At 70.4% G+C, this 23,159-nt stretch carries 21 protein-coding genes and 1 tRNA gene; 7 read left to right on the top strand and 15 right to left on the bottom strand.

What is annotated here, in order from left to right; genetic code table 11:
- Nucleotides 1-120: 120 nt before the first annotated feature.
- The 7 genes from SAVERM_RS07340 to SAVERM_RS07310 form a co-directional block, all read right to left on the bottom strand.
- Nucleotides 121-1,215: an aminotransferase class I/II-fold pyridoxal phosphate-dependent enzyme gene (locus SAVERM_RS07340; RefSeq protein ID WP_010982813.1), complete on the bottom strand. Its 1,095-nt coding sequence runs from the start codon at nucleotides 1,213-1,215 to the stop codon at nucleotides 121-123.
- A gap of 3 nt (nucleotides 1,216-1,218) precedes the next feature.
- Nucleotides 1,219-2,238 (bottom strand): 3-oxoacyl-ACP synthase III family protein, encoded by a 1,020-nt coding sequence (locus SAVERM_RS07335; protein ID WP_010982812.1) that lies wholly within the window; start codon nucleotides 2,236-2,238, stop codon nucleotides 1,219-1,221.
- A complete protein-coding gene (locus tag SAVERM_RS07330) occupies nucleotides 2,235-2,888 on the bottom strand; it encodes an SRPBCC family protein (RefSeq protein ID WP_010982811.1) in 654 nt (217 codons plus the stop codon). Before SAVERM_RS07330 ends, SAVERM_RS07335 begins: the two co-directional genes overlap by 4 nt.
- The gene (locus SAVERM_RS07325; RefSeq protein WP_010982810.1) at nucleotides 2,860-4,656 is read right to left on the bottom strand and encodes a thiamine pyrophosphate-binding protein; all 1,797 of its coding nucleotides are present in this window, start codon (nucleotides 4,654-4,656) and stop codon (nucleotides 2,860-2,862) included. The genes SAVERM_RS07330 and SAVERM_RS07325 overlap by 29 nt, the downstream gene beginning before the upstream one ends.
- A complete protein-coding gene (locus tag SAVERM_RS07320) occupies nucleotides 4,653-5,669 on the bottom strand; it encodes a GlxA family transcriptional regulator (RefSeq protein WP_242432195.1) in 1,017 nt (338 codons plus the stop codon). Before SAVERM_RS07320 ends, SAVERM_RS07325 begins: the two co-directional genes overlap by 4 nt.
- A 217-nt stretch (nucleotides 5,670-5,886) precedes the next feature.
- On the bottom strand, nucleotides 5,887-7,503 hold the full coding sequence (locus tag SAVERM_RS07315) for a sodium/solute symporter (protein WP_010982808.1): 1,617 nt from the start codon (nucleotides 7,501-7,503) through the stop codon (nucleotides 5,887-5,889).
- Entirely contained in the window at nucleotides 7,500-8,039 is a 540-nt protein-coding gene (locus tag SAVERM_RS07310; RefSeq protein WP_010982807.1) for a DUF485 domain-containing protein, read from the bottom strand. Before SAVERM_RS07310 ends, SAVERM_RS07315 begins: the two co-directional genes overlap by 4 nt.
- Before the next feature lie 421 nt (nucleotides 8,040-8,460).
- On the opposite strand from SAVERM_RS07310, the gene SAVERM_RS07305 reads away from it, so the two are divergent.
- Entirely contained in the window at nucleotides 8,461-9,468 is a 1,008-nt protein-coding gene (locus SAVERM_RS07305; RefSeq protein WP_107083081.1) for an NADP-dependent oxidoreductase, read from the top strand.
- Nucleotides 9,465-10,268 (top strand): SDR family oxidoreductase, encoded by an 804-nt coding sequence (locus tag SAVERM_RS07300; RefSeq protein ID WP_010982805.1) that lies wholly within the window; start codon nucleotides 9,465-9,467, stop codon nucleotides 10,266-10,268. The genes SAVERM_RS07305 and SAVERM_RS07300 overlap by 4 nt, the downstream gene beginning before the upstream one ends.
- 180 nt (nucleotides 10,269-10,448) lie before the next feature.
- Here SAVERM_RS07300 and SAVERM_RS07295 read toward each other — a convergent pair whose 3' ends face one another.
- Nucleotides 10,449-13,157 (bottom strand): M4 family metallopeptidase, encoded by a 2,709-nt coding sequence (locus SAVERM_RS07295; RefSeq protein ID WP_242432194.1) that lies wholly within the window; start codon nucleotides 13,155-13,157, stop codon nucleotides 10,449-10,451.
- Nucleotides 13,158-13,585: 428 nt separating this feature from the next.
- On the opposite strand from SAVERM_RS07295, the gene SAVERM_RS07290 reads away from it, so the two are divergent.
- The gene (locus SAVERM_RS07290; protein ID WP_010982803.1) at nucleotides 13,586-14,128 is read left to right on the top strand and encodes a nitrobindin family protein; all 543 of its coding nucleotides are present in this window, start codon (nucleotides 13,586-13,588) and stop codon (nucleotides 14,126-14,128) included.
- Here SAVERM_RS07290 and SAVERM_RS42260 read toward each other — a convergent pair.
- Both SAVERM_RS42260 and SAVERM_RS07285 read right to left on the bottom strand, forming a co-directional pair.
- A complete protein-coding gene (locus tag SAVERM_RS42260; protein ID WP_137865275.1) occupies nucleotides 14,125-14,979 on the bottom strand; it encodes a hypothetical protein in 855 nt (284 codons plus the stop codon). The two genes, SAVERM_RS07290 and SAVERM_RS42260, sit on opposite strands and share 4 nt — an antisense overlap.
- 163 nt (nucleotides 14,980-15,142) lie before the next feature.
- Nucleotides 15,143-15,871: an SDR family oxidoreductase gene (locus SAVERM_RS07285; RefSeq protein ID WP_010982801.1), complete on the bottom strand. Its 729-nt coding sequence runs from the start codon at nucleotides 15,869-15,871 to the stop codon at nucleotides 15,143-15,145.
- 151 nt (nucleotides 15,872-16,022) lie between these two features.
- On the opposite strand from SAVERM_RS07285, the gene SAVERM_RS07280 reads away from it, so the two are divergent.
- Nucleotides 16,023-16,499: an RrF2 family transcriptional regulator gene (locus SAVERM_RS07280; RefSeq protein WP_037646246.1), complete on the top strand. Its 477-nt coding sequence runs from the start codon at nucleotides 16,023-16,025 to the stop codon at nucleotides 16,497-16,499.
- Nucleotides 16,500-16,806: 307 nt separating this feature from the next.
- Here the strand turns inward: SAVERM_RS07280 and SAVERM_RS07275 are convergent, their stop codons facing one another.
- Nucleotides 16,807-17,832, bottom strand: coding sequence for a PLL family lectin (locus tag SAVERM_RS07275; protein ID WP_010982799.1), 1,026 nt, complete (start codon nucleotides 17,830-17,832; stop codon nucleotides 16,807-16,809).
- A 254-nt stretch (nucleotides 17,833-18,086) separates the two neighbouring features.
- Between SAVERM_RS07275 and SAVERM_RS42255 the strand changes: the two genes are divergently transcribed.
- Nucleotides 18,087-18,296 carry a hypothetical protein gene (locus SAVERM_RS42255; protein ID WP_137865276.1) on the top strand — a complete coding sequence of 70 codons (210 nt, stop codon included), beginning with the start codon at nucleotides 18,087-18,089 and terminating at the stop codon, nucleotides 18,294-18,296.
- Nucleotides 18,297-18,332: 36 nt separating this feature from the next.
- On the opposite strand, the gene SAVERM_RS07270 is transcribed toward SAVERM_RS42255, so the two are convergent.
- Both SAVERM_RS07270 and SAVERM_RS07265 read right to left on the bottom strand, forming a co-directional pair.
- Nucleotides 18,333-18,406 (bottom strand) — tRNA-Met (locus SAVERM_RS07270).
- A 179-nt stretch (nucleotides 18,407-18,585) separates the two neighbouring features.
- Nucleotides 18,586-19,296, bottom strand: coding sequence for a TetR/AcrR family transcriptional regulator (locus tag SAVERM_RS07265; protein ID WP_037646048.1), 711 nt, complete (start codon nucleotides 19,294-19,296; stop codon nucleotides 18,586-18,588).
- A gap of 125 nt (nucleotides 19,297-19,421) precedes the next feature.
- On the opposite strand from SAVERM_RS07265, the gene SAVERM_RS07260 reads away from it, so the two are divergent.
- A complete protein-coding gene (locus tag SAVERM_RS07260) occupies nucleotides 19,422-20,123 on the top strand; it encodes an NAD(P)-dependent oxidoreductase (RefSeq protein WP_010982796.1) in 702 nt (233 codons plus the stop codon).
- Nucleotides 20,124-20,252: 129 nt separating this feature from the next.
- Here SAVERM_RS07260 and SAVERM_RS07255 read toward each other — a convergent pair whose 3' ends face one another.
- A complete protein-coding gene (locus tag SAVERM_RS07255; RefSeq protein ID WP_010982795.1) occupies nucleotides 20,253-21,275 on the bottom strand; it encodes an alcohol dehydrogenase in 1,023 nt (340 codons plus the stop codon).
- Nucleotides 21,276-21,405: 130 nt separating this feature from the next.
- The gene (locus SAVERM_RS07250) at nucleotides 21,406-22,176 is read right to left on the bottom strand and encodes a FadR/GntR family transcriptional regulator (RefSeq protein WP_010982794.1); all 771 of its coding nucleotides are present in this window, start codon (nucleotides 22,174-22,176) and stop codon (nucleotides 21,406-21,408) included.
- 94 nt (nucleotides 22,177-22,270) lie between these two features.
- On the opposite strand from SAVERM_RS07250, the gene SAVERM_RS07245 reads away from it, so the two are divergent.
- Nucleotides 22,271-23,140 (top strand): carbon-nitrogen hydrolase family protein, encoded by an 870-nt coding sequence (locus tag SAVERM_RS07245; protein ID WP_010982793.1) that lies wholly within the window; start codon nucleotides 22,271-22,273, stop codon nucleotides 23,138-23,140.
- Nucleotides 23,141-23,159: the final 19 nt, after the last annotated feature.

Here is a 23,159-nt window from a genome sequence, read left to right as displayed (position 1 = left end):
CGGAGCCGCTGCGCAGCAGACCCGGCGACCGGCGAGGCGGCACGTGCGTGGCGAGTCCGTCACGCACTCGCCACCCTCCAGCGGCGTACGACTGCCCCGGCCGGTCGCCCGCGCCGTCGTTCATCCGTCCGGCCGCTGCCCGCTCACCGGCGGTCGCCGATGGGCGGCGACCGTCCCGTCGGGTGCTGCGGACGAGGCGCGCCTGCCGGACGCCGTGTGTCGGCCGACTCCCGCCAGCGCGGCGAGCACGGCGTCGTTCGCCTTGCGGCTGCCGACGGTGAGCCGGAGTCCCTCGCCGGGGTAGTGGCGCGCCTGGACACCGGCGGCGGTGAGTGCCGCGGCGCCCTCGTCGATCGGATCCGGCGCGTCGAGCCAGGCAGAGTTGGCGTGGCCCGGGCGAACGCGCCAGCCGAGGTCGACGAGTTCGTGCCGGAGCCGTTCGCGTTCGGCGACGACGGTGTCCACACGTAGGCGCAGCTCGCCGTCGGCCCGCAGCGAGGCCCGCACCGCCGCCGTCGCCACCGCGTTGATCCCGAAGGGCAGCTGTTGCCGGCGGATCCGCGCCACCAGGTCGGGGGCGCCGAGTCCGTAACCGACCCGCAGGGCGACGAGGCCGTAGGCCTTGGAGAAGGTGCGCAGGACCAGCAGGTTGGGGTGCGCGCCCAGGAGCGCGGGTGTGTCCGGCAGGCCGGGACCGCGGGCGAACTCCACGTACGCCTCGTCGAGGAGCACGGTGACGCGTGGGGGGACCTGACGCAGGAACGCCGACAGATCGTCCGCGGTGACCAGGCTTCCGGTGGGGTTGTGCGGATTGCACAGCACCACGACACGGGTGCGGTGGTCGAGCGCCGCGAGCAGGGCGCCCAGATCCTGTTGTCCGTCCGGCGACAGGGGTACGGGAACGGGATGAGCGCCGACCATGGCGGCCAGCAGGGGATACGCGTCGAAGGTACGCCAGGCGTAGGCCATCGTGTCGCCGTGCTCGACGACCGCCTGGAGCAACTGGAGTGCGACGCCCACCGATCCGCTGCCGACCACGACGCGGTCGGGGGTCACCCGGCACCACGCGGCGATCAGTTCGGTGAGGTCGTCGGGGTAGAACTGCGGGTACCGGTGGGCCTGTGCGACGGCCCGTCGCATCGCCTTGCGGACCGAGGGCAGCGGGGGGTACGGGCTTTCGTTCAGGGCCAGTCGGTGCAGCACCGGGACGTCCATCGGTCATCCCCGCCCGCCGTGCCAGCGGACGGCGGTCGCACCGGCGAAGTCGCCCGCGTGGGCGAAACCTCCCAGCACCACCAGGTCGCCGTCCTCGACCTGCCGTGAGCGGATCGCGCGGTCCAGGGTGATCGGGATCGCCGCTCCGAACAGATTCCCGTACTGATCGAAGGTGTTCAGATGCCGTTCGGGCGGCAGTTGCAGCGCCTCCCGCCAGTTCCGCAGGAACGTGCGGTTGGGCTGGTTGGTGATGAGGACGTCGATGTCGGCGGTCGCCACGCCGAGCCGTCGGCACAGGTCCGTGACCACCTCCGGTACCAGACGGTTCCCGCGTGCCAGGACCTTGGCGACGCTGGCGTCGGTGAACCCGATCCGCAGCTGGGACTCTCCCGGTTCCCAGTACTTGCGGCCGTCGTCGACCGCCACGGTCATGTCCCCGGCGTACTCGCCGATGTGCCGGGTCTCCACGTCAAGGACCGGGGTGTCGGCCGACGTCGTCACATACCCCACACCGCAGCCGTCGCCCGGGATCGCGGCCTGGGCGAGCCTGCGCACCTCGGACTGGGTGAAGCACTGGCCCGCGGCGCTCTGCGCGTTGCAGATCAGCGCCGTCTTCGCGTCGGTGGTCGTGAGGATCTGCCGGGCCAGCTTCAGCATGTACACGAAGGACGCGCAGCCCGCGTTGGCCACGTCGACGAGCCACTCCGGGTTCAGGCCCAACCGGCGTGCCACCTCGGTGCCGGCGCCCACGAACGGCAGGTCCGGCAGCTGGCTGTGCACCAACAGCACGTCGACGCCACGGATCTCGTCCCTGCCGTGCCGCTCGATCAGAGGCTGTACGGCGCGCTCGACCATGTCCGCGTTGGACTCGTCCGCGGCCACGTGGTGCCGCGACGGCGGGACCTTGAACATGGGGTGGTTGCGGAGCTTGTCCTCGGCTCCGGGGTAGTCGGTGTAGAACTCCGCGGGGACCGGCTCGCCGGGAAGGTAGCTCGCGACGTCGGTGAGGCTGACCGTGGTCACCGCGCCACCGCCGTCGGCGGAGCCACGTTGACGGGCAGTCCGTTGCGGTGGCGGTGTTCCAGGATCGCCTTGAGGTTGTTCATCTCCACGGTGTGCCCCGCGTAGAAGAGATCCCAGTAGTCGCCCACCCAGGGCCGGTCCGGGCGGGGAGCCGCGCCGGGGTGCGGGTTGTCGTCGTAGTAGGGGTGCCGGCAGTTGGTCCAGGTGATCACCGACCCCGGCTTGTCGAGCACCAGGCGGGCCGGTACGACGCGCATCAGGTAGATCATCCACAGCTTCTCGCCCTGGTCCCAGGAGCAGTGGTAGTCCACGGTCATGGCCTCGGGGTTGGCGACCACCTCGCAGTAGATCCTGGTGTCGTCCTCGAGCCGGTCGTGGCCGACCCACAGTCCCGGTGGGCCGGCGGGCGCGAAGTCCCGCAGGCTGCAGGTCCACTCCTCCAGGTGGTGGCCCTGGCGCAGGTAGTCGTAGGCCCGCTCCGGTGGGCAGTCGACGTACGCGTGGATGGTGCAGTACTGCCCGTAGACCTGATGGTGGGGGTAGACGGCGTGAGTGAGCTCCATGCAGTGGGCGGTCAGCTCCTCCTTGCCGGGATTCTCGATCCGCATCAGACCGGGGATGTCAGCCAACGTGGACGATTCCTCGTTCAACTGGGCTCTCCTTGTTCTCGGTGGCGTTCTCGGTGGCTTCGGTGAAGGACTGGAAGGGAAGGAACGGGGGGATCTCCCCCGGGTCGCAGTCCAGTGCGACGAACGCCGGGCCGCCGCCCGCATTGCTGCGCAGCAGCGCCTGACGCAGCTGCGCAGCGTCGTCGGCCCCCGTGACCTCCAGGGACGGGAAGGCGGCGGCCACCCCGGCGGCGAGGTCGGTCCGGGCGAACAGGTCGTCGCTGCGGACGCCGCCCTGGAGGAACTCCTCACGCACCGCGCACATGGCGTGGGCGTTGTTGTTGAAGACGACGAAGGTCACGGGTGCGGCGTACTCCACGGCCGTGTGCACTTCCATCCCGTGCATGAAGAAGGACCCGTCGCCGGCGAGTACGTAGGTGCGTCGGCCGGTGGCGAGCGCGGCGCCGATCCCCGCGCCGAAGGTGTAGCCCATGCCGCCCATGCCGACCGCCACCACGAAGCGGCCGTGGCGCGGAGCCGGCAGGAGATGGACCGCGCTGGCCCCCGCGTTGCCGGCGTCCACGAAGACGTGCGCGTCCTGGGGGAGGGCCGCCTCCACCGCGGCGACCGCCTGGGCATAGGGGATGGGTCGCCCACGGGCCTGAGAAACCGGGCTCGGCGTGGGGGTGGGGAGCGGACCGGCGTGCTCCGGGCAGGCACGTGGGCGCGGCGGGAGCCGGCCGGTCACCGCGCGCAGCGCGTCCCGCAGGTTCCCGCCCAGTGCGGTGCCCGCCACGAACGGCGGTTCGGGACCGAGGCACACGACCTCGGTGGCGGCCAGGGCCCGGTCGAGGCCGCCGCGTGCCAGGAGCGGCAGCCGGGTACCGGCCAGCAGGCACACGTCGGCCCGCCGCAGACACTCCTCGACGTTGGCATGGCCCATCACCCCGGCCACACCTGCGAACCGGGGATCACGGTTGTCGAAGACATCCTTGGCGTCGGGGGTGACCGCCACCCACGCCCCGAGACGTCCGGCCAGTTCGGCCAGCTCCGCCCGCGCGTCCGCGGCGGCCACGTCTTCACCGGCGATGACGAGGACGCGGCCGGCCCCGCGCAGGGTGTCCGACACGGCGGTGAGGACCGCGGAGTCGAGCCACGCCGCCTCTGCCGTCGGCTCCGGCTCCGGCATGCCTGGTGTCGGCGTCGCGCCGCGACCGGGCACCTGGATCCGTGCCTGCTGCACGTCCTTGGGCAGCAGCAGCACCGCAGGACCTCGCGGATGGGCCTGTGCCGCCGCCATCGCCCGGGGCAGTAACTCCGTGAGCGAGTCGGCGTTCTCGACCCGGGCACAGAACCGGGAGACCGGGGTGAAGACCTCCCGGGCGTCGAAGGAGCCCGCCCTGCCGCTGGAGTCCTGGAACGCCCCGTGGCCTTCCTGGCCGGTCGGCGGCTGCCCGACCAGGGCCAGCACGGGTACCCGGGAGGCGTACGCCTCCGCCAGGCCCGGTACGAGATTCATCGCGCCACCGCCCGAGGTGGCGGCGACCACACCGAGGCGCCCGGTGGTTCGGGCGTATCCGTCGGCCATCGTGACGGCGGAGAACTCGTGTTTGGCGACGACGCCGTGGACGGCGCGGCCGCGGTGAACGGCGTCGTACAGGTCCTCGATGTTCGCGCCGCCGACGCCGAACATGTGGGTGACGCCCGCCCTGGCGAGTTCCCCGGCCAGGTGGTCGACCAGGCGTACCGTTCCTGCCTCGGGTAAGTCCGAGGGTATGCCCGAGCGTATGTCCGAGGTGGGGGTGGTCATGCGGGGCTCCTGTCCGTCTCGTGGTGCCGGTCGATGAGGCCGGATGGCGAGATGACCTGAAAGCGGTGCCGGTACTCCTTCGGGGTGAGTCCCAGGGTGCGTCCGAAGGAGCGGAAGAAGGTCTCGGGGGCGGCGAATCCGCAGCGGCCCGCTATCTGGCCGATCGTCAGATCGGTGGTTTCCAGCAGCTCGCGTGCGCGGGCGATCCGCGTCCGCTCGACGTACTGGCCCGGGGTCGTGCCCACCTCGCGTCTGAAGACCCGGGCGAAGTTGCGCAGGCTCATGTTGGCCCGCCTCGCGATCTCGGCCACGGGTAAGGGGTTGTGCAGGTTGTCCAGGATCCACTCCTGTGCGGTCCGGATCGGCGGATGGTCGGCCAACTGGGCGTCGAGGATGGCGCTGAACTGGGACTGTCCTCCGTGCCGCTTGAGGAACAGCACCAGAAACCGCGCCGTCTCCAGCGCGAGCGCCGCTCCGTGATCGGCCTCGACCAGGGCCAGCGCCATGTCGATCCCGGTCGACACGCCCGCTGACGTCACGAAGGGGCCGTCCCAGACGAAGATCGGCTCGGCGTCCACCGTCACGTCCGGGTAGCGGCAGGCCATCGCCTCGCTGTATGCCCAGTGCGTGGTGGCGCGTCTGCCGTCGAGCAGACCCGCCTCGGCCAGCAGAAAGGATCCGCCGCATACGGAGGCGACTCGGTGCGACCGGGCCGCTGCCCGGCCGATCCAGGAGACCAGCGCCCGGTCCCGGAGCGCGTTGTCGAGACTCCATCCGCCCGGCACGAGGAGCGTGTCGATCGGGCCCTGCCCCGCGTCCAGCGGAGAGGCCTCCACCCTCACTCCCGAACTCGTGCGCACCAGTGGTGCGTCGGGGGACACCAAGTCGATCCGGTAGGGGGCACCCGCGGGAGGAAGGAGCCGGTTGGCGGTATCGAACACTTCAATCGGTCCGGTGATGTCCAGGGCCAGCGCGCCCGCATACACCACCACAACAACACGTCGCTCTAGCACGGTCACAGCCTGTATCGGGAGTCGCACTGGCTGCAATGACAGATTAGTGACGTATCCGGCCAACGCGCGGTCCGTCGAATGTGCAGAGTGGCGCTGACCAGGCGGTTCGTATGCGCGAACCGACAGCGACGGGTGAGGCAGCTCACAGGAGTCGCGGTCGGGGGCGGCCGCCCTGGGGGCCGAAGCCCCCAGGAGTGGCGTGCCCCCGAAGACGCGGTCATTCGGCGGCGGCGAGCAGCCGTGCCTCGCTCTCCTCGTACAGCCGCTGGTTCTCGCGGCTCTCGGCGGCGCGGCGCCGGCGGTCGAGACGGCTGCCCAGCCAGCCCGCCAGGTAGCCGAACGGTATGGAGACCAGGCCGGTCGACTGCATCGGGAACAGAGCGAAGTCGGCCTTCGGGAACACGGCGGACGGCGTACCCGAAACGGCCTGGGAGAAGACCATCAGCACCAGCGCGCAGGCCGCGCCGCCGTAGAGGCTCCCGAGCAGGCCGGTGCGCGTGAAGCCTCGCCAGAACAGGGAGTACGTCAGCGCGGGGGCCACCGCCGACGCCCCGATGCAGATCGCCAGCGTGGTCAGTACGCCGACGTCCCAGTGCTGGACCAGGGTGGAGAGCGTGATGGCGACGGTTCCCACAGCCACGCTCGTCCACGCCGCGACCGTCATCTCCGTGCGCGGCGCCGCCTGTCCCCGCCGCGCCGCATGGGCGAACAGGTCGTGGGCGAGTGACGAGGCCGCGGCCAGGGTCATCCCCGCGACCGAGGACAGCAGGGTGATGAACACCGTGCCCGCCATGGCCGCGTAGAGGATCGTCGCCCCCGCGGAGTCGGCATCGCCGCCGAGCACCTGGGACAGCATGAGCACGGACGTCCTGCCGTGCGGGTCGGCCGCGGTGATGTACCGCGATCCCACGAGCGCCGCCGCGCCCGTGCCCATGACGATCACGAGCAGGCAGAACGTGGTGACCGTGCCGACCGCCCACGACATGGAGCGGCGCACGGCGGGCACGTCCCGCGCGGAGAACAGGCGCATCGTGATGTGCGGCAGGCAGGCCACGCCGAGTACCACGGTGATCTGGAGACTGACGAAGTCCAGCCGGCTGCCGGCCGAGGTGCCCAGTTGCAGGCCCTGCTGGAGGAAGGCCGGGCCCGCGCCGCTGCCGCGCTGGGCGGCCCGGAGCAGGTCGCCGGGGTTCCAGTCGAAGCGGTTCAGGACCAGGGCGGCGAGGGCGACGCTGGTGCCCAGCAGAAGCACGATCTTGATCATCTGGATGAGTGCGGTGCCGCGCATGCCGCCGATCGCCGCGTAAATGATCATCAAGCTGCCGACGAGGACGATGCACACCGTTCTGGCGCCCGACAGGTGCGGGATGCCCAGGATGAAGGTGAGCAGCGACCCGGCCCCGGAGAGCTGGACGACCAGGAAGGGGAGGGTCGCCGCGAGCGTCACCACGCAGGAGGCGATACGGACGGCCCGCCCGGGCATGTTGCGGGCCAGGACGTCTCCCATGGTGAACCTGCCGGCGTTGCGCAGGGGTTCGGCCAGCAGGAACATCAGCAGCACCAGCGACATGGCGGTGCTGACCGCCAGCACGTCGCCGTCGTATCCGGCGAGCGCGATGATGCCGGTGGTGCTCAGCACCGTGGCCGCGGAAATGTAGTCGCCCGCGATCGCCAGGCCGTTCTTGAGCGGGGTGAGCGAGAGGTAGCCGGTGTAGAAGTTCGTCAGGTCGTCGCGGTCCGGTCCCGCCATCACGCACATCAGCAGCGTGAGGGTGACCAGGGCGGTGAACAGGATCAGGACGGTCGCCTGCGTCCCGGAGCTGAAGTCGTTCATCTCGCCACCTCGGCGTCCCGGCCCGGCCGGACCGCCCGCTCCCTGACCACCCGCGCCAGCGGGTCCACGGAACGTTGTGCGCTGCGTCCGTACCAGAGGACCGCCGCGAAGGTGACGATGAGCTGGAGGACCCCCAGGGCCATGCCCAGGCTCAGCTCCCCGGCGATCTTGGACCCCATCAGGTCCGGCGCGTAGCAGGAGAGCACCACGTACACCACGAAGGAGCCGAGCGCGGTGAGAGTGGACACCCGGCGGAGCACGCGGTAGGCCGAGCGGAGGGCGGCGAGGTCGGCATGGTGCCGATGGGGCTCGTGCGTGGACGGCCGGTGCCGAGGGGCTTGCCCGTACGGGTCGTACGGAGAGGCGTCGTATCCGTACGAGTCGCGGCGAGGGGTGTCGTATCCGTACGAGTCGTGCCGAGGGGCGTCATATCCGTACGGCTCGTGCCGAGGGGCGTTCTCATGGGGCGCGGTCCGCGGCTGCGGCCATCCCGGTGGTGCTGCTGGCGGGTACCGGTTGTCGTCGGCGTGTGTCATCGCGTGGCCTTCCAGTGCGGCTCGGATCCGTGGAGGTGAGCGGGGAAGAAATGGGCACGGCGGCGCACGGTACCGACTGGTCAGTATGGCTGGTAAGCCCGCCGTGCGTTACGTTTCCGGCTCGATGCGGTATCCGGCCGGCGGTGATCGCCTGACGGTCGAAGGCCGACGGGCCGCGGACCGGGCCGGTGGCCCTGTGGGGCCGTCGGTGAACTCCGCGAGAGGGAAAGGGAGGTTGAGGACTTCCGGGCAGTCATGCCGGATCTTCGGCGTCGATTCCCGTGCCCGTCCGGGCCGTCCTCGCGGTGACTCTCAGGGGTCGAGGGCGGAGTCACCCATGGCATGTGGTGTACATCACAGGCCTCTTCGTACCTACTGGTCGGTATGGTCGCGGGGGACCGCGCGAACAACAGGAGGCACGATGTCTGCGACCAATCGTCAGATCCGTCTGGCAGCCCGCCCCGTGGGTGAGGTGAAGCCCGACGACTGGGAGCATTGTTCCGGGCCCGTCGAGGAACCGGGTCCGGGCCGGTTCGCGGGCCGGACGCGTGTCATCTCCCTGGATCCGGCCATGCGGGGCTGGCTGGACGACCGCCCCTCCTACCTGCCGCCCGTGGGCATCGGCGAGGTGATGCGCGCCGGGTCGGTCATCGAGGTCACCGCGTCCAACCACCCCGACTTCCAGCCCGGTGATCACGTGGTCGGCACGTTCGGCGTCCAGGAGCACGTGGTCTCCGACGGCAAGGGCGCCATGAAGATCGACACCTCCCTCGCCCCGCCCTCGACGTATCTGGGGGCGCTGGGCATGCCCGGCATGACCGCCTACTTCGGCCTGCTGGAGGTCGGGGCGCTGAAGGACGGCGAGACCGTCGTGGTGTCGGGGGCGGCCGGCGCGGTCGGCAGCATGGTGGGTCAGATCGCGAAGGCCAAGGGCTGCCGGGTCGTGGGCATCGCCGGAGGGCCGGAGAAGTGCGCCCTGCTCACCGACGAGCTGGGATTCGACGCGGCGATCGACTACCGCACCGAGGATGTCAGGAAAGCACTGCGCGGGCATGCCCCCGACGGCATCGACGTCTACTTCGACAACGTCGGAGGGGACATCCTCGACGCCGCCCTGACCCGGCTGGCGATGCACGCGCGCGTCGTGGTCTGCGGCGCGATCAGTCAGTACAACAACGCCACACCGGTCAAGGGCCCCTCGAACTACCTCTCGCTGCTGGTGCGCCGCGCCCGCATGGAGGGCCTCGTCGTCTTCGACTACGCCAAGCGCTACCCGCAGGCCACGCAGGAGATCTCCGGCTGGATCGGCGCCGGCCACATCAAGGTCAAGGAGCATGTGGTGAGGGGGACCGTGGACGACTTCCCCGAGACCTTGCAGATGCTCTTCCGCAGCGAGAACGTCGGCAAGCTCGTGCTGGAGCTGGCATGACCGTCAAGGGCGGGACCGCCGTCGCGCGGAGAGAACAGACGGACGGCGCCACGCTCCAGGGCAAGGTGGCGATCGTCACCGGCGGTGCCGGCGGACTGGGCCGGGCCACGGCGCTGGCGCTCGGGAAGGCGGGGGCCCGGGTGGTCGTCGCGGACCTCGACCCGCAGGGCGGCAAGGAGGTGGCCGACCTGGTCGGCGGCCACTTCCGCGCCTGTGACGTCTCCGACCTCGACGCCAACCGCGCGCTGGTGGACTTCGCCCAGGAGCAGTACGGCGGCGTCGACATCGCGTTCCTCAACGCGGGCGTGACGACCGGATGCGGCGTCGGCGAGGACTTCGACCTGGCCCGCTACCGCCGGGCGATGGGCGCCAACCTCGACGGTGTGGTCTTCGGCACCCACGCGGTGCTGCCGGCGCTGCGAGCCCGCGGCGGAGGGTCGATCGTGGCGACCGCGTCCCTGGCCGGTCTGGCGGCGGTACCGCTCGATCCCCTGTACGCGGCCAACAAGCATGCGGTAGTGGGCCTCGCACGCTCCCTGGGGCAGGCTCTCGCGCCGGAGAACGTGCGCTTCAACGCGGTCTGCCCGGGGTACGCCGAGTCACGGATCATCGACGACCTGCGTGACATGCTCGCCGAGCAGGGACTGCCGGTCATCCCGGCTCAGGCCGTGGCGGACACGGTGCTGCGGATCGTCACCGGCGACGGCACGGGGGAGTGCTGGTTCGTCCAGGCCGACCGCGAACCGGAGCCGTTCCGCTTCCGCAACGTCCCCGGCCCGGGCAAGCCCGCCGGTACCTGAGCGCCCGCGGACGCCGCCATCAGGCCGGCGGGCATGCGTGTTTGAGCCGGGCGCACGTTCACCAAGTGCGGTCGGACCGGTGCCGCGCTACGCGAGGGGTAGCCCCGATGTGCGGCCGCGCGTTGTTTCGGCGGCTTGCCGGACACCTGTCCGGTAAGCCGCCGACCCCTTCCGAATCCGTCAGCCGCACGTACCGCTCGGCCGGGTCCGGGTCACCACATTGCTGATGCCGGTCGTCGCGTCGAGCCACACCACTTGGGTGCCGGATGCCGCGGCGGCCGACAGCTGCTCACCCCGGTTGCAGGAGACCCGGCTCTTGCGTACGCCATCGCCCTTGCCCTCCGCTGAGAACTGCCAGAGCTTGGCCAGCGACTCGTTGCGGAACGCGGGGTCCGGCGTCCGGGCGTCCACTGTCACCGCCCCCTCGGAGGCCGTCAGATCGAAGACGTTCAGGGACTCCGGGCCGGTCTCCGGGCTGAGGTCCGTGATGCCCGAGCCGTCGAGCCCGGCACGGCGCAGGGCCGTCGTGCCGTTCTGATCGATCTCGTCGAGCAGCCAGTAGACGTGATCGCCGGTGACGGCCGTCGGGCCGAGGCTCGCCCCCGGGGCGGCCCGCTGGATCACCTTGTCCTCACCGGTCGCCACATCGACCACCCGGGTGGTGGTCTCGTACACGGCGCTCACCCGCTGCCGGTCCTGGTAGACGACCTTGCCGTGGCTCAGCGACGGGAAGGTCGCCCGGTGGTACGTGCCCCCACCGATCGTGACCACGTTCGCCGGGTCCTTCAGACTCAGGTAGGCCACGCCGGCTCTTCCGCCGTGGTTGTTGTACGCGAAGGCCACCACGTCACCGTCGACGTCCAGCGCGCCGCCCACACTCCGGCCGTGCCACAACGTCTTCACCGGGCCGCCCGCGAGGGGCCGGGCGAGGATGTCCACGCCGGAGGTCCCGTGCGCCTGCCACACCACGGTCTTGCCGTCCGTGGCCGGATTCACGTGGTAGCGGCCGTCGTTGGGGCTCATCAGTTTCAGCTGGCCCGTGCCGTCCGTGCGCCCGGCCCACACCGAGTACGCCTCGGAGCCCTCCTCGTTGGACGTGGCGGCCGTCCACCAGTCGCCGCCCGCGCCCAGTTGGGAGTCGTAGGTGTTGACGCGCTCGATCAGCAGGTCGGAGTCGACGCCCAGCGCCAGCTCCCAGTTGGGCACGATGCCATGGGCGTTGAAGGCCCGCTGGACGGCCGTGAGGTCCTTGCCGCCGGTCCCCAGAGCCCTGGCGGCGGCGATCACCGCGTCCCGCCCCTGGGTGAAGCCGTCGAGCGGGGTGAGGTACTCCGTGAGCGCCTTGTACACGATCTTGTCGGCGAGAGTGGGGCCGACGTCCTCGCGGATGTCCCACAACGCACCGGAGAAGATCGTGGAGTTGAGGTGGACACCGCCGTTGTCGGTGCCGAACCCCACACCGAGGAAGGACTTGGCGGTGGTCCGCCCGTCGTTCAGGTCGCGGACCGCGCACTCGCGCGGCGTCCTGGTCCGGCAGAGCGCCTCACCCAGCAGCCCCGAGTCCGGGTCGGCCATGGCTATGCCGTGCACATCCGTCTCGATGGCGTTGCCGAAGTAGTCCGCGATCGCCTCGTTCATGGCGCCGGACTGGCCCGCGTAGACGAGGTCGGCGGAGTGGTCGACGACGCCGTGGGTCATTTCGTGCCCTACGACGTCCAGTCCGGCGGCGAGCGGACGGTATTCGGCGTCGCCGTTGCCGTACACCATCTTCTGGCCGTCCCAGAAGGCGTTGACATACGGCTGCCCGTAATCGGTCGTCCCGACGAGGGAGTTGATCGACATGCCCCGCCCGTCGAGGCTGTCCCGGCCGTGCTTGTTCTTGTAGTAGTCGTACACCTGCCCGGCGGCCCAGTGCGCGTCCACCGCCCCCGCCTCGGTCGCCTCGGCGCCGAAGGCCGGGGTCGGCGAGGCGAACTCCTGAAGGTCGGCGGGCCAGTTGCCGACCACGTCGGAGGCCCACTTGCCGCGCGCGTCCCAGGTGGCGAGGACGTCCGCGGTGTCGTTGTGGATGCGGGAGTGGTCGCGCAGGACGTAGGCGGCGCGCGTGTCGTCGTGGGTGACCTGTAGTTCGACGGGTTTGCCGTCCAGCTTGACGCCGGAGCCCGTCTCGCCGGGGGCGGGTTCGGTGGGTTCCTGCGCGGGGTGGCTCGCCGCGCTCCCCTCGGCGGTCGTCCCGGGCGCGTCGAACGTCCGGATACCGCTGTACTGGAGCACCGGATATCCGGCCTGCGCGTCGACGTACACCTCGCGCAGCACCGGCTCACCGCGCGCCGGGTCCGCGCCCCGCACGGTGACGTGCCGGGCGAGTACGCCCGTGCCGGTGGGCAGCACGACCAGGCCGTGGGAGGTGCCGGTGAGCGGCGTCGCGTCCTTCTTGCCCTCGTCGTCCTCCCCGTACGCGGTGAACTTCTCCGCGCCGAGCCGGGCCAGCACCGCGTCGACCGCCCGCTCGACGGCGAGCGCGTCGTCGACCTCGGCCGTGGTGCCGGTCCGCAGACCGGTGAAGTACTTGCCCGAGGTGCCGGTGACGACCCGTCCGCCGTCCTGCTTCTCCATGCGTACGACGTACTGGCCGCCCAGGACCGGGATGCCGTGGTACCTCTGCCGCAGTCGCACGGTCTCCTGGCCGTCGGCCGTGACGGTCCCCAGGGGCTCCAGGTCGCGGCCCGGGTCCGCGATCCGGTAGCGGTCCTGCTTCGCGGCGAGGTACGCGCGCGCCGCGCCCGCGGCGTTCCGCGCCGCCGGAGCCTGCTCCCGGAGGCCCTCCACCAGTGCGGGCGTCGCCGTCTTCTGCCCCGGGATCAGCTCTCCCGGGCTCGGCGGCGGCACCGGTCCCCCCGCCTTCGCGTCGGCGGGGACCGCCGAGACGACGAGTGCGGCGACGCCGATAAGCGCCGCCGCACCGGAAATGCCGCTTCTTCGTGCTCTGGATAATCCCGTCGGTCTCTTCGAGTCTGCTCTGGACTGCCCCACCGTCTCCCCATCCCCTGCGGAATCCGTACCGGCGGCGGAACACCGCCGGGCAGGGCCCATGGAACGGGCGATACGCCGACTCATCAATGGGGCGGGGGTTTCCACAGACGACTTCCGGCCCCGCGACGAGGCGCCGGAAGCGCCTGCCGGCCGCACGGCCCGCGCCTGATCGACTCGGCTCGACGCGGCAGCGCTGTCCGACGCACCGTTCTCGCGCGCATTCCGAGTGGACCGACAGCCTAGGCTTCCACCCGACACCGACACCGACCCCAGGAGCGCGCACCGTGGTTGACCCCGCACCGGAGCACCCGTACCCCGACGGCCACCGACCGGACGAGGCGCCCGCACCACACGCACTGCTCGAGCCCGTGCTCGGCCTCCTGGGTTCTTGGTACGGCCGGGGCGAGGGCGGGTACCCGACGCTCACCGGGGACTTCGGGTACGCGCAGGAGCTGACCTTCAGTCACGACGGCCGCCCCTTCCTGCGCTACGAGGCCCGGGCCTGGCTGCTCGACGCCGATGACGCACCGCTGCGTCCGTCGGCCCGGGAGTGCGGCTGGTGGCGGCTTCAGCCCGACGGCCGGGTGGAGGCGCTGATCACCCAGCCGACCGGCATCGCGGAGATCATGGTCGGGCGTGCGACCGGCAACACGATCGACCTCTCGACCCATGAGGTCGCCCTCGCTCCCACGGCCAAGAAGGTCAACGCCACCCGCCGCCGCTACACCCTGACCGACGACGACACGCTCACGTTCCACCACGACCTCGAGGCGGTCGGCCAGCCGATGCAGCACCATCTCTCGGCACGGCTGCGACGTAGAGGCTAGGCCGCTTCCCTCCGAACATCCGATCGCTTTACCAGTCGGCCGAGTTCGGCTCCTGGAACGGTGTCCACAACCGGCTGTTTCACCCATTGCTGCTTGTCCATGTCCAGCTCGAACCACCGAAGCCGCTGCGTCCCGATGACGCGAAAGGCATTCTTTCCGTCGCCGATTCGCAGGGTCCCTTTGCGGTCTCCGCTGGTCCAGTCGAGGTTCAGGTGAAACCTGCAATCACAATTCTCGGTACGAGCGTGGACCAGGAATACCTCCGGCTCTGTGGATGAAATCCGATAGGGGAAACGCGCAGCAGGAGTTCCGTCATCGCCGGCGCGCGATGCCGGAGCGACTTCGGGGTCATCGAGATTGATGTCGAAATTTCGAGATGTCAGCCCGCCGCAGCTGAGGCCGAGGTCGTACACGGACCCTTTGGGCCTGCTTTTCGATTCCACGTCCACTCGGAGGCCGTGGAGGACGACACTGCTGGCGGAGCGCCCTTGCAGGGTGAGCCGGATGGTTGTCAGATTGGCGGCGGTTCCTCCCTGGCGGGTTGCCCAAACCTGCCAGTCCTCGTTGGGCGAGGGAGCCGACATCTTCGCGTCAGAGTCGAAGACATAGGACTTGCACCCGGCATCTTCCGGCGAGTCCACTTGTGTCGTCCATGCGAAGGGCGGCCTGTCGCCTTCCACGATCGCCGAAGTCCCGCTCTTGATCGCGTCGTAGATCAGCGGGCTCGCGGTCGCGACGAAGAGCGCCGAAAGGACGGCGGTACCGGCTTTCCAGTGTCGGCGCCACCAACGTCGTGCCGGTCCGTGCGCATGGCTTCGCGGGTCCCTCCGTGGTGGCCGACGGCTGGACATGCGCTTCTCCTGTCGCTGGGCAGCGTCTCGGCCTTTATTGCCCACTGAGGTGAATCGGTTAGCGCTGTTCCACTCCATTGGACGCATCCCGCTCCCCGCAGCCGGCTCGGTTGCGGGGAGCACCAGCTCGTGAGGTCCGCGCGCCGGGGAGGGCGCGAGCGGTTCAGGAGAGCCAGTCGGCGTAGTGGGTGGGGGCGAGGTGGGCGTCCTTGTCGGTGAGGACGTCACCCTTGACGGCGCCGAACATGCCGGCGGTGGGGTCGGTGACGACGGTGCGGCCGTCGGACTTGTGGGACAGGGTGATCCGGCCCAGCTCGTCCAGGGAGAAGATCTCGGGGCCGGCGACGTTGCGAATGCCCCCCAGCGGGGCGCCCGCGGCGACTTCGGCCACCGCGTCGGCCACGTCCTTGGCGGCGATCGGCTGGATCGGCGTGGCGGGCAGCCGGACGGTGTCGCCGTCCGCGGTCCAGGACAGGACCGCGTCGATGAACTCCATGAACTGCGTCGCGCGGACGATCGAGTAGGGGATCGGTCCGGCCGCGAGGATTTTCTCCTGGAGCGCCTTGGCCCGGTAGTAGTCCAGCTCCGGCACCTGGTCCACGCCGACGATCGAGAGGATGACGAAGTGACGGACGCCGGCTTTCCGGCCCGCGGCCAGGAGGTTGTCCATCGAGGTCTGGAAGAAGGCCGGGGAGGCTTCGTCGAAGGTCGGGGAGTTCGTCAGGTTGACGATGACGTCGGCCCCCGCCACCGCCTGGTCCAGTCCCTGACCGCTGATGACGTCGATTCCGGTGGACTGCGAGTGCGGTACCGCCTCGTGCCCGGCGGCGTTCAGATTCTTGACGACCTGCGACCCGATCAGCCCGGTACCGCCGATGACCGCGAACTTCATGACATGCCTTTCGACGAGAGGTATGTCCGGAATATTGCACATGATCCCATGCGGGCGTCGCATGTGCGAAACTCGGACACGTTCTGTCCGGGACTATACGTGGACATGTGTTGTCCGAGTCAATGCATCTGGTTAGAGTGACCGAGTGAAGATGTCCGGCGGAGTCGAGTGGGCCCTGCATTGCTGCGTCGTGCTCACATCGGTTGAGGAGCCTGTCCCCGCGACCCGGCTGGCGGAGCTGCACGACGTCTCGGCAAGCTATCTGGCCAAGCAGTTGCAGGCGCTCTCTCGCGCCGGGCTCGTGCGTTCGGTGCAGGGCAAGGCGGGCGGTTACGTGCTCACCCGGGAACCCGCCTCTATCACGGTGCTCGATGTGGTCGAAGCGGTCGACGGTCCCGACCAGGCCTTCACCTGCACGGAGATCCGTCAGAGGGGTCCACTGGCCACACCGGCCGAGTCGTGCGCCGTACCCTGTGCGATCGCCCGCGCGATGACCGGGGCGGACGCGGCCTGGCGAGCGGCGTTGCGAGCCGTCTCGATCGCCGATCTGGTCCAGAACGTCCGCTCGGACAGCGGCCCCGGCGCGATGGCCGGCATCAGCGCGTGGCTGTCCGCGCCGGACGCCTGAGGACCCCGGACCGCGCGACTGCCTGCCGCGCCCCGTGTCCCGGGCGCCGTCATCCCGTCGAACCCCGGCCTCGTCCGGATCCGGCCCTCGCTCCAGCTGTCCGTTGGGTCCGCGGGGCGGAATTGCGCACGTGCAGGGGTCACGGAGGCTGTGGATCTACGGGCGGCGCCGGCCCCACAGGTCCTGGCTGCCATTCCTGGTGGCCAGGACCTGCTCTTGGAGCCGGGGGAGAGGCGTTCATGCTCCAGGTCGGGGCCTGTCTGCCGAGCACGAAGCCGCTACGGGCGGTCGCCGCGCGCCCGTGCTGTCACTCGTACCAGTAGCCGTCCTCGATGGACTGGCGCCCGGTCAGCCACCAGACCTCCATGCTGCCGGGGATCCGCGACACGGAGGCGATGCCGTCGCCGGACGAGGCGCCGGCGGGGGCCAGCTGGTAGCGGGCCCAGGGGTGGCCGTCGTACCAGTAGGCGCCCTGGACCGAGTTGTCGGTGCCCGTCCACCACAGCTCCATGTGGCCCGGGACGCGGGAGACCACGGTGAGGTCGGAGCCCCGGTAGCCGCTGCCGTTCGGGGCGATCTGGTAGCGGGCCCACTGGCTGCCCTCGTACCAGTACGCCCCCTCGACGGACTCGTTGCGGCTCACCCACCAGACCTCCATGTGGCCCGGGATGCGGGAGACCGCGGTGATGCCGCCGACGGCGGACGCGGAGCCGGCCGGGGCGATCTGGTAGCGGGCCCAGGGGTGGCCGTCGTACCAGTAGGCGCCTTCCACCGATTCGTTGGGGCCCACCCACCACAGTTCCATGCTGCCCTGGATCCGGGACGCCGCCGTGATGCCTCCGTTCAGCGCGGCGCTGTCGTTCGGGGCGATCTGGTACCGCGCCCACGAGCTGCCCTCGTACCAATAGGCGCCTTCCACCGAGGCGTTGGGGCCGATCCACCACAGCTCCATGTGGCCGGGGATGCGGGAGACCGCCGTGATCCCATGGCGCCGGGCGCTGCCGTTCGGGGCGATCTGGTAACGGGCCCAGGGGTGGCCGTCGTACCAATAGGCGCCTTCCACCGAGCCGTTGGGGCCCACCCACCAGATTTCCATGTGGCCGGGGATGCGGGACACCGCGGTGATCCGGCTCGCTCCCCCCGCGCTGCCGTTCGGGGCGATCTGATAGCGGGCCCAGGGGTGGCCGTCGTACCAATAGGCGCCTTCCACCGAGCCGTTGGGGCCCACCCACCAGACTTCCATGTGACCGGGGATGCGGGACACCGCGGCAACTCCGGTGTCCGGATCGGCAGTTCCCCCGGGTGAGAGTTCGAATAAGGTCCAACCACTCATACTGTCTCTCCTTTCGCTTTCCGGTAAAAAGTAGCGTTCGCCCAGTAACCCGTCATAGGAGTGAAATCAGGCGTCCGTGTCGCGTTGTACCACTGGCGCCTGACGCTGCACCGTCAACCCTTCCTCCGCTCTGGTTGCCGCCCGTGCGTCGCCGCCGTGGGCGCGGGCGACGGCCAGGGCGCCGGACAGTGGGGAGACCGAGGCGGAAGCCCCGGGGTTACGGCAGCGACGAGAACGTGGTGATCCGAAACTGCGTGAGAGGGAAGCAGTGTGCCGCCGCGAGCCAGGGCGTCGGCGCCGGCGAGGAGATCGCCGGCAGCGAGATCGTCGGCAGGAAGTGGGGGGTCGTCATCGAGACGCTCGATCCGCTGTTGGCCGTACTGGTCATCGCCGCGAGCGTGCCGGGACCTCGCGGCCGGCACGATCCTCGTGGTGACGCGTGCCCCGGGGCCGGACATGCCTGAGGGGCCAGCACACCGTGCTGGCCCCTCAGGTTTCAGTAGCGGGGACAGGATTTGAACCTGCGACCTCTGGGTTATGAGCCCAGCGAGCTACCGAGCTGCTCCACCCCGCGTCGACTTGCTCTACCTTACGTCAACTTTTCCGGCCCCGAGACCATGATCGCCCGCCGGTGACGGGAGAGCGCACCGCGCGGGACCGATTCCCTCGGTGGGCTGGTCTTCCCCGCCTCGGCGCTGTCCACATCGGCGTGGGTGTCCACGGTGTTCATGGGAGCGTGCGGCGCTGTTCGCACTACCCCTGGGGGGTCATGCTCAAGGAGCGGATGAGCTGGGCCAGTTCCTCGCGGAAGAGTTTGTCCGGGTTGAGGGTCTGGGTCTGCAGGTGGCCGTAGATCTCCAGTGAGATCAGGCCGTGCAGGTGGCTCCAGATGCGCAGCGCGAGGGCCACCGCCGCCGGAGGCAGTTCCGGGAAGGCCGGGCGGACCTTGTCCAGGAGGCCGGTGTCGAAGTCGGACCAGGAGAAGTCGCTGTCCGCGTAGCGGTGTTCGGCGTGCGGCCAGGCTGCGGCCGCCAGTGCGGTGATGCCCTTGCAGACGCGGTGGGCGGCGTCCGGGGCGGCGCCCCCCGCGGGGGGCCGGTAGCCGGGTACGGGGTCGCCGTAAATGAGCCGGAAGCCCTCGGGGCCGGCCAGGGCCCAGCCTCTGAAGGCGCACGCCCATGCCTGGATCCGGGCGGCCGGATCCTGGGCGGGTGCGGTCTCCCAGGCGGTGTCCACGGTGTCGACCAACGAGGTGTACACATCGTTGATCAGCGTGGTGACCAGGTCGTCGCGGGTGGCGAAGTAGCCGTAGATGGCGTTGGCCGTCATGCCCATCTCGCGGGCGATGGCCCGCAGCGTGATCGCGTCGGGCCCGCCTGTGGCCATCAGTTCGAGCGCGACCCTCTTGATCTCGGCGGTCGTTTCGGCTCGCAGTCGCTCGCGGCGCCCATTGGTCTTTCCCACAGTCGCTGACTCTACAGCGTCACGATGGTGAGTGCCGTACATTTACTTCACGCCGTATACTTCACGGCGTATAGTTTTCGCGTGCCGTGAAGGGCAGGCGGCATGTGTATCTACAGGGGAGAGCCATGCACCTCGGAGTCATCGGAGCCACCGGCACCATCGGCAGTCGTGTCGTCACCGAAGCCCTCGCCCGGGGGCACCACGTCACGGCCTTCACGCGCGACTCGACGCAGATCGACGAGGACCGCGGGAACGTCGTCTGGAAGAGCCTCGACGTGCTCGACGCCGCGAGCGTCGCCGCCGGCATATCCGGCCTCGACGTGTTGATCAGTGGATTCCAGCCCGGCAACGCGGCCAAGGACATCGCCGACACCGTGGCCCGCTCCATCGCCGATCCCACGGTGTACGCCACTGCCGCGCGATCCCTGCTGAAGGCGCTGGAGAGTCACCCCCGGACCCGTCTGATCGTCATCGGTGGTGCCGGCAGCCTGGAGATCGAGCCTGGAGTCGTACGTGCGGACTCCGACGAGCTCCTGCACTCGAGTCTCGACGCGCTTGGCCTGCCGAGGCAGTACGCGGCTGCGGTGCGCGGCCATCGGGACGCGCTGAACGTGCTGCGCACGTCCAACCGGCTGTGGACCTACTTCAGCCCCGCGGAGGACATCGCTCCCGGCGAGCGCACGGGCCGGTTCCGGACCGGCGGCGATCAGCCGGTTCTCGACGCGGAGGGGCGTAGCCGCATCTCGGTGGAGGACGCGGCCGTCGCACTCGTCGACGAGGCCGAACTGCCCCGCTTCGTCCAACGCCGCTTCACGATCGGCTATTGAACGGACACCGGCGGACCCACGCCGCAACCGCGACCGGCACCGCGCGAGTGCGGGGGGACCGGCGTCGGGTCGCGCAGGGACGCCTCGATGCCGCCGCTGGTGTGGCGCGGCGGGGCGGCACGTGCCACGTCAGCCGGTGGTGAGCACCATGCGGAAGCGGGCGGCGCCGGACATCATCTTCCGGTACGCCTCATCGGCCTGGTCCAGCGGCACGGTCTCGGTCATCGGCCGGATCCCGTGCAGGGCGCTGAACGCCATGGTGTCCTGCACGTCCTGCGCGGTGCCGGACGGATGACCGCGGATGATCTTGCCGCCCATGAGCAGCTGGTTCGGGCTGATGCCCAGCGGCTCGGCGTCCACACCGATGGCCACCAGCTCGCCGCGGGGCGCGAGCCCATCCACGGTCGCCGTGATGGCGTCCGAGTTGGCGGCGGTGGCCAGCACGGCCTTGGCGCCGCCGAGGGACTGCAGCGCATCCGCGACGGTGGTGTCCGCCGTGCTGTCGATGTAGTGGTGTGCGCCGAGCTGCTTGGCGAAGTCGGCCTTGTCGGATCCGCGGGCGATGGCCACGGTCTCGAAGCCCATGGCGGCCGCGTACTTCACCCCCAGGTGGCCGAGGCCACCGATGCCGAGGACGGCGACGAGATCGCCCGGCCGCGCGGAGCTGCGTCGCAGCCCGTTGTACGTGGTCACTCCCGCGCAGCCCAGGGGTGCCGCGTCGGTCGCCGCCAGCGCGTCGGGGATCCGGGCCAGGGCGTCGGCCGGTGCGATCACCGCCTCGGCGTAGCCTCCGTCGTACGCCCATCCGGGGACCTTCAGGTTCTGGCACACGACGAAGTCGCCCTGTCTGCAGGGCGGGCAGTGGCCGCAGCTGCCGCCGAACCAGCCCACCGCCACCCGGTCGCCCACCTGCCAGCTGATGTCCGTTCCCTCGCCGAGCTCGTCGATGTGCCCGGCGATCTCATGCCCGGGGACCAGCGGAAACCGGACGCCCGGCAACAGGGCGTCGACGAAGACGGAGTCGCTGTGGCAGATCCCGCAGGCGTCCACGGCGATCCGGACATGGCCGGGGCCGGGCCGCGGCACCTCACGCTGGACGATCTCGAACGGACCGCTCGCGGCGGCCACCTGCGCTGCTCGATAAGTACTCATGGGGATCTCTCCGGGAACGGGAACGACTGCTCAATGACGGCCCCAGTACCAGCACACCAGTTCCCGTCCCAGCCCGCGCGCCGAAAACAGATCACGGCGACGGGTCGGCCAGGCCCACCAGCGGACAGGCTCAGCTTCCCGGGGCGACGGTTCCGGTGTCGGCGGATGCGCTCAGCAGGCCTACGAACATGGTGTGGCGCAGTGTTTCCACATGGTGCCGGGCGGCCTCGCTCGCCGCGGCGGTGTCCTGACGGCGCAGCGCGTCGAGGAGGTCGCGGTGCTCGCGGTTGGAGGCGCGCAGCGCGTCCACGGGGTAGGGAAGGTAGTAGCGGTAGAGCTCGCGCAGGACCGCGCCGTAGGGGCCGGTGATCGAGGGGACGCCGGTCGCCTCGGCGAGCCGGAGGTGGAAGCGCTCGTCGCAGCCGTGGAACTCCGCCCAGCTGGGCGCGCGGTCCATTTCCTCGACGATTTCCTGGAGCTCGGACAGGTCTTCGCCACTGGCGCGGACCGACGCGAGGTGGGCGATGCCGCACTCCAGGGCCAGCCGGTGGTCGATCAGCCGGTGCACGGCGTCGGTGGCCGTGCGGTAGGTCTCCGTGGTGAGGACCGTGCCCGGGGTGGGGTGGGCGGCGACGAGGGTGCCGCCGTTACGGCCACGGCGGCGTTCCAGTACGCCGTCGCCGCACAGGGAGACCAGGGCGCGGCGAGCGGTGATCTCGCTGACGTCGAGGGCCCGGGCGATCTGTGCGGTGCCGGGCAGGCGCTCGCCGGGGGAGAGCAGGCCCAGGTCGACGGCGAGAGCGATCCGGGCGCGTACCGCTTCCAGGGCGGACAGCCTGCGCACACCGCTGAGTTCGAGGGCGGTGAGGCCGGTGGTCGGGACGTTGTCACTGCCAGGCATGGCGTCACCCTAGCCAGCTCCGCTGGATCATCGCTAAAAAAGCTCGTATTGAGCACTCTTGTTTAACTGCTCATCTTGAACTAGTTTCGCGTCCATGTCCCGCCCCCTGCCCCTCGCTCTCGCCCAGCTCCCCCCGCGGCCCGCACATGCCCCGCTCAGCGGGTTCGCGGCTGAGGCGGAGAGCATTCTCGCCCGGTTCCCGCACACCCGCATGGCGGTCTTCCCCGAGCTGCACCTGTGCGGCGTCGACGCCCTCGGCGCCGAGGCGCACGAGCAGCTGCGGGAGATCGCGGAACCCCTGGACGGACCCCGGGTCAAGGAGCTCGCCGAGCTTGCCGGGGATCTGGGGGTGTGGCTGCTCCCGGGCTCGGTGTGCGAGCGCGGGCCGGCCGGGGAACTGTTCAACACCGCCCTGGCCTTCTCCCCGCAGGGGCGTCTGGCGGCCTGGTACCGCAAGGTGTTCCCCTGGCGGCCGAGCGAGCCCTACGATCCCGGCGACCGGTTCGTGGTCTTCGACGTCCCGGAGGCGGGGCGGATCGGCTTCGCGATCTGCTACGACGCCTGGTTCCCGGAGGTCGCCCGCCATCTGGCGTGGCGCGGCGCCGAGGTCATCGTCAACCCCGTGATGACCACCACCAGCGACCGCGCCCAGGAGGTCGTCCTGGCCCGCGCCAACGCCATCGTCAACCAGGTCCACGTGGTCAGCGTGAACACCGCGGGCCCCCTGGGCAGCGGGCACAGCCTGGTCGTCGACCCCGAGGGCCGGATCCGGGCAGAGGCGCCCGGCGACGGCACCGCCATCCTCACCGACGTGATCGATCTGGACGACGTGACCCGCGTCCGGACCCACGGCACCGCAGGCGTGAACCGCATGTGGGACCAGTTCACCGACACCGACGCGCCCATCGAACTGCCGCTGTACGGCGGCCGTATCGACCCGCGCACCTGGCGTCCCGGAGCCTGACACTCCGGCTCCTCACCCT

Source organism: Streptomyces avermitilis MA-4680 = NBRC 14893, from assembly GCF_000009765.2.
GTDB lineage: Bacteria > Actinomycetota > Actinomycetes > Streptomycetales > Streptomycetaceae > Streptomyces > Streptomyces avermitilis.
Note: the sequence above shows the minus strand (reverse complement) of the source record. Positions and strands in the feature narration are given on the sequence as shown.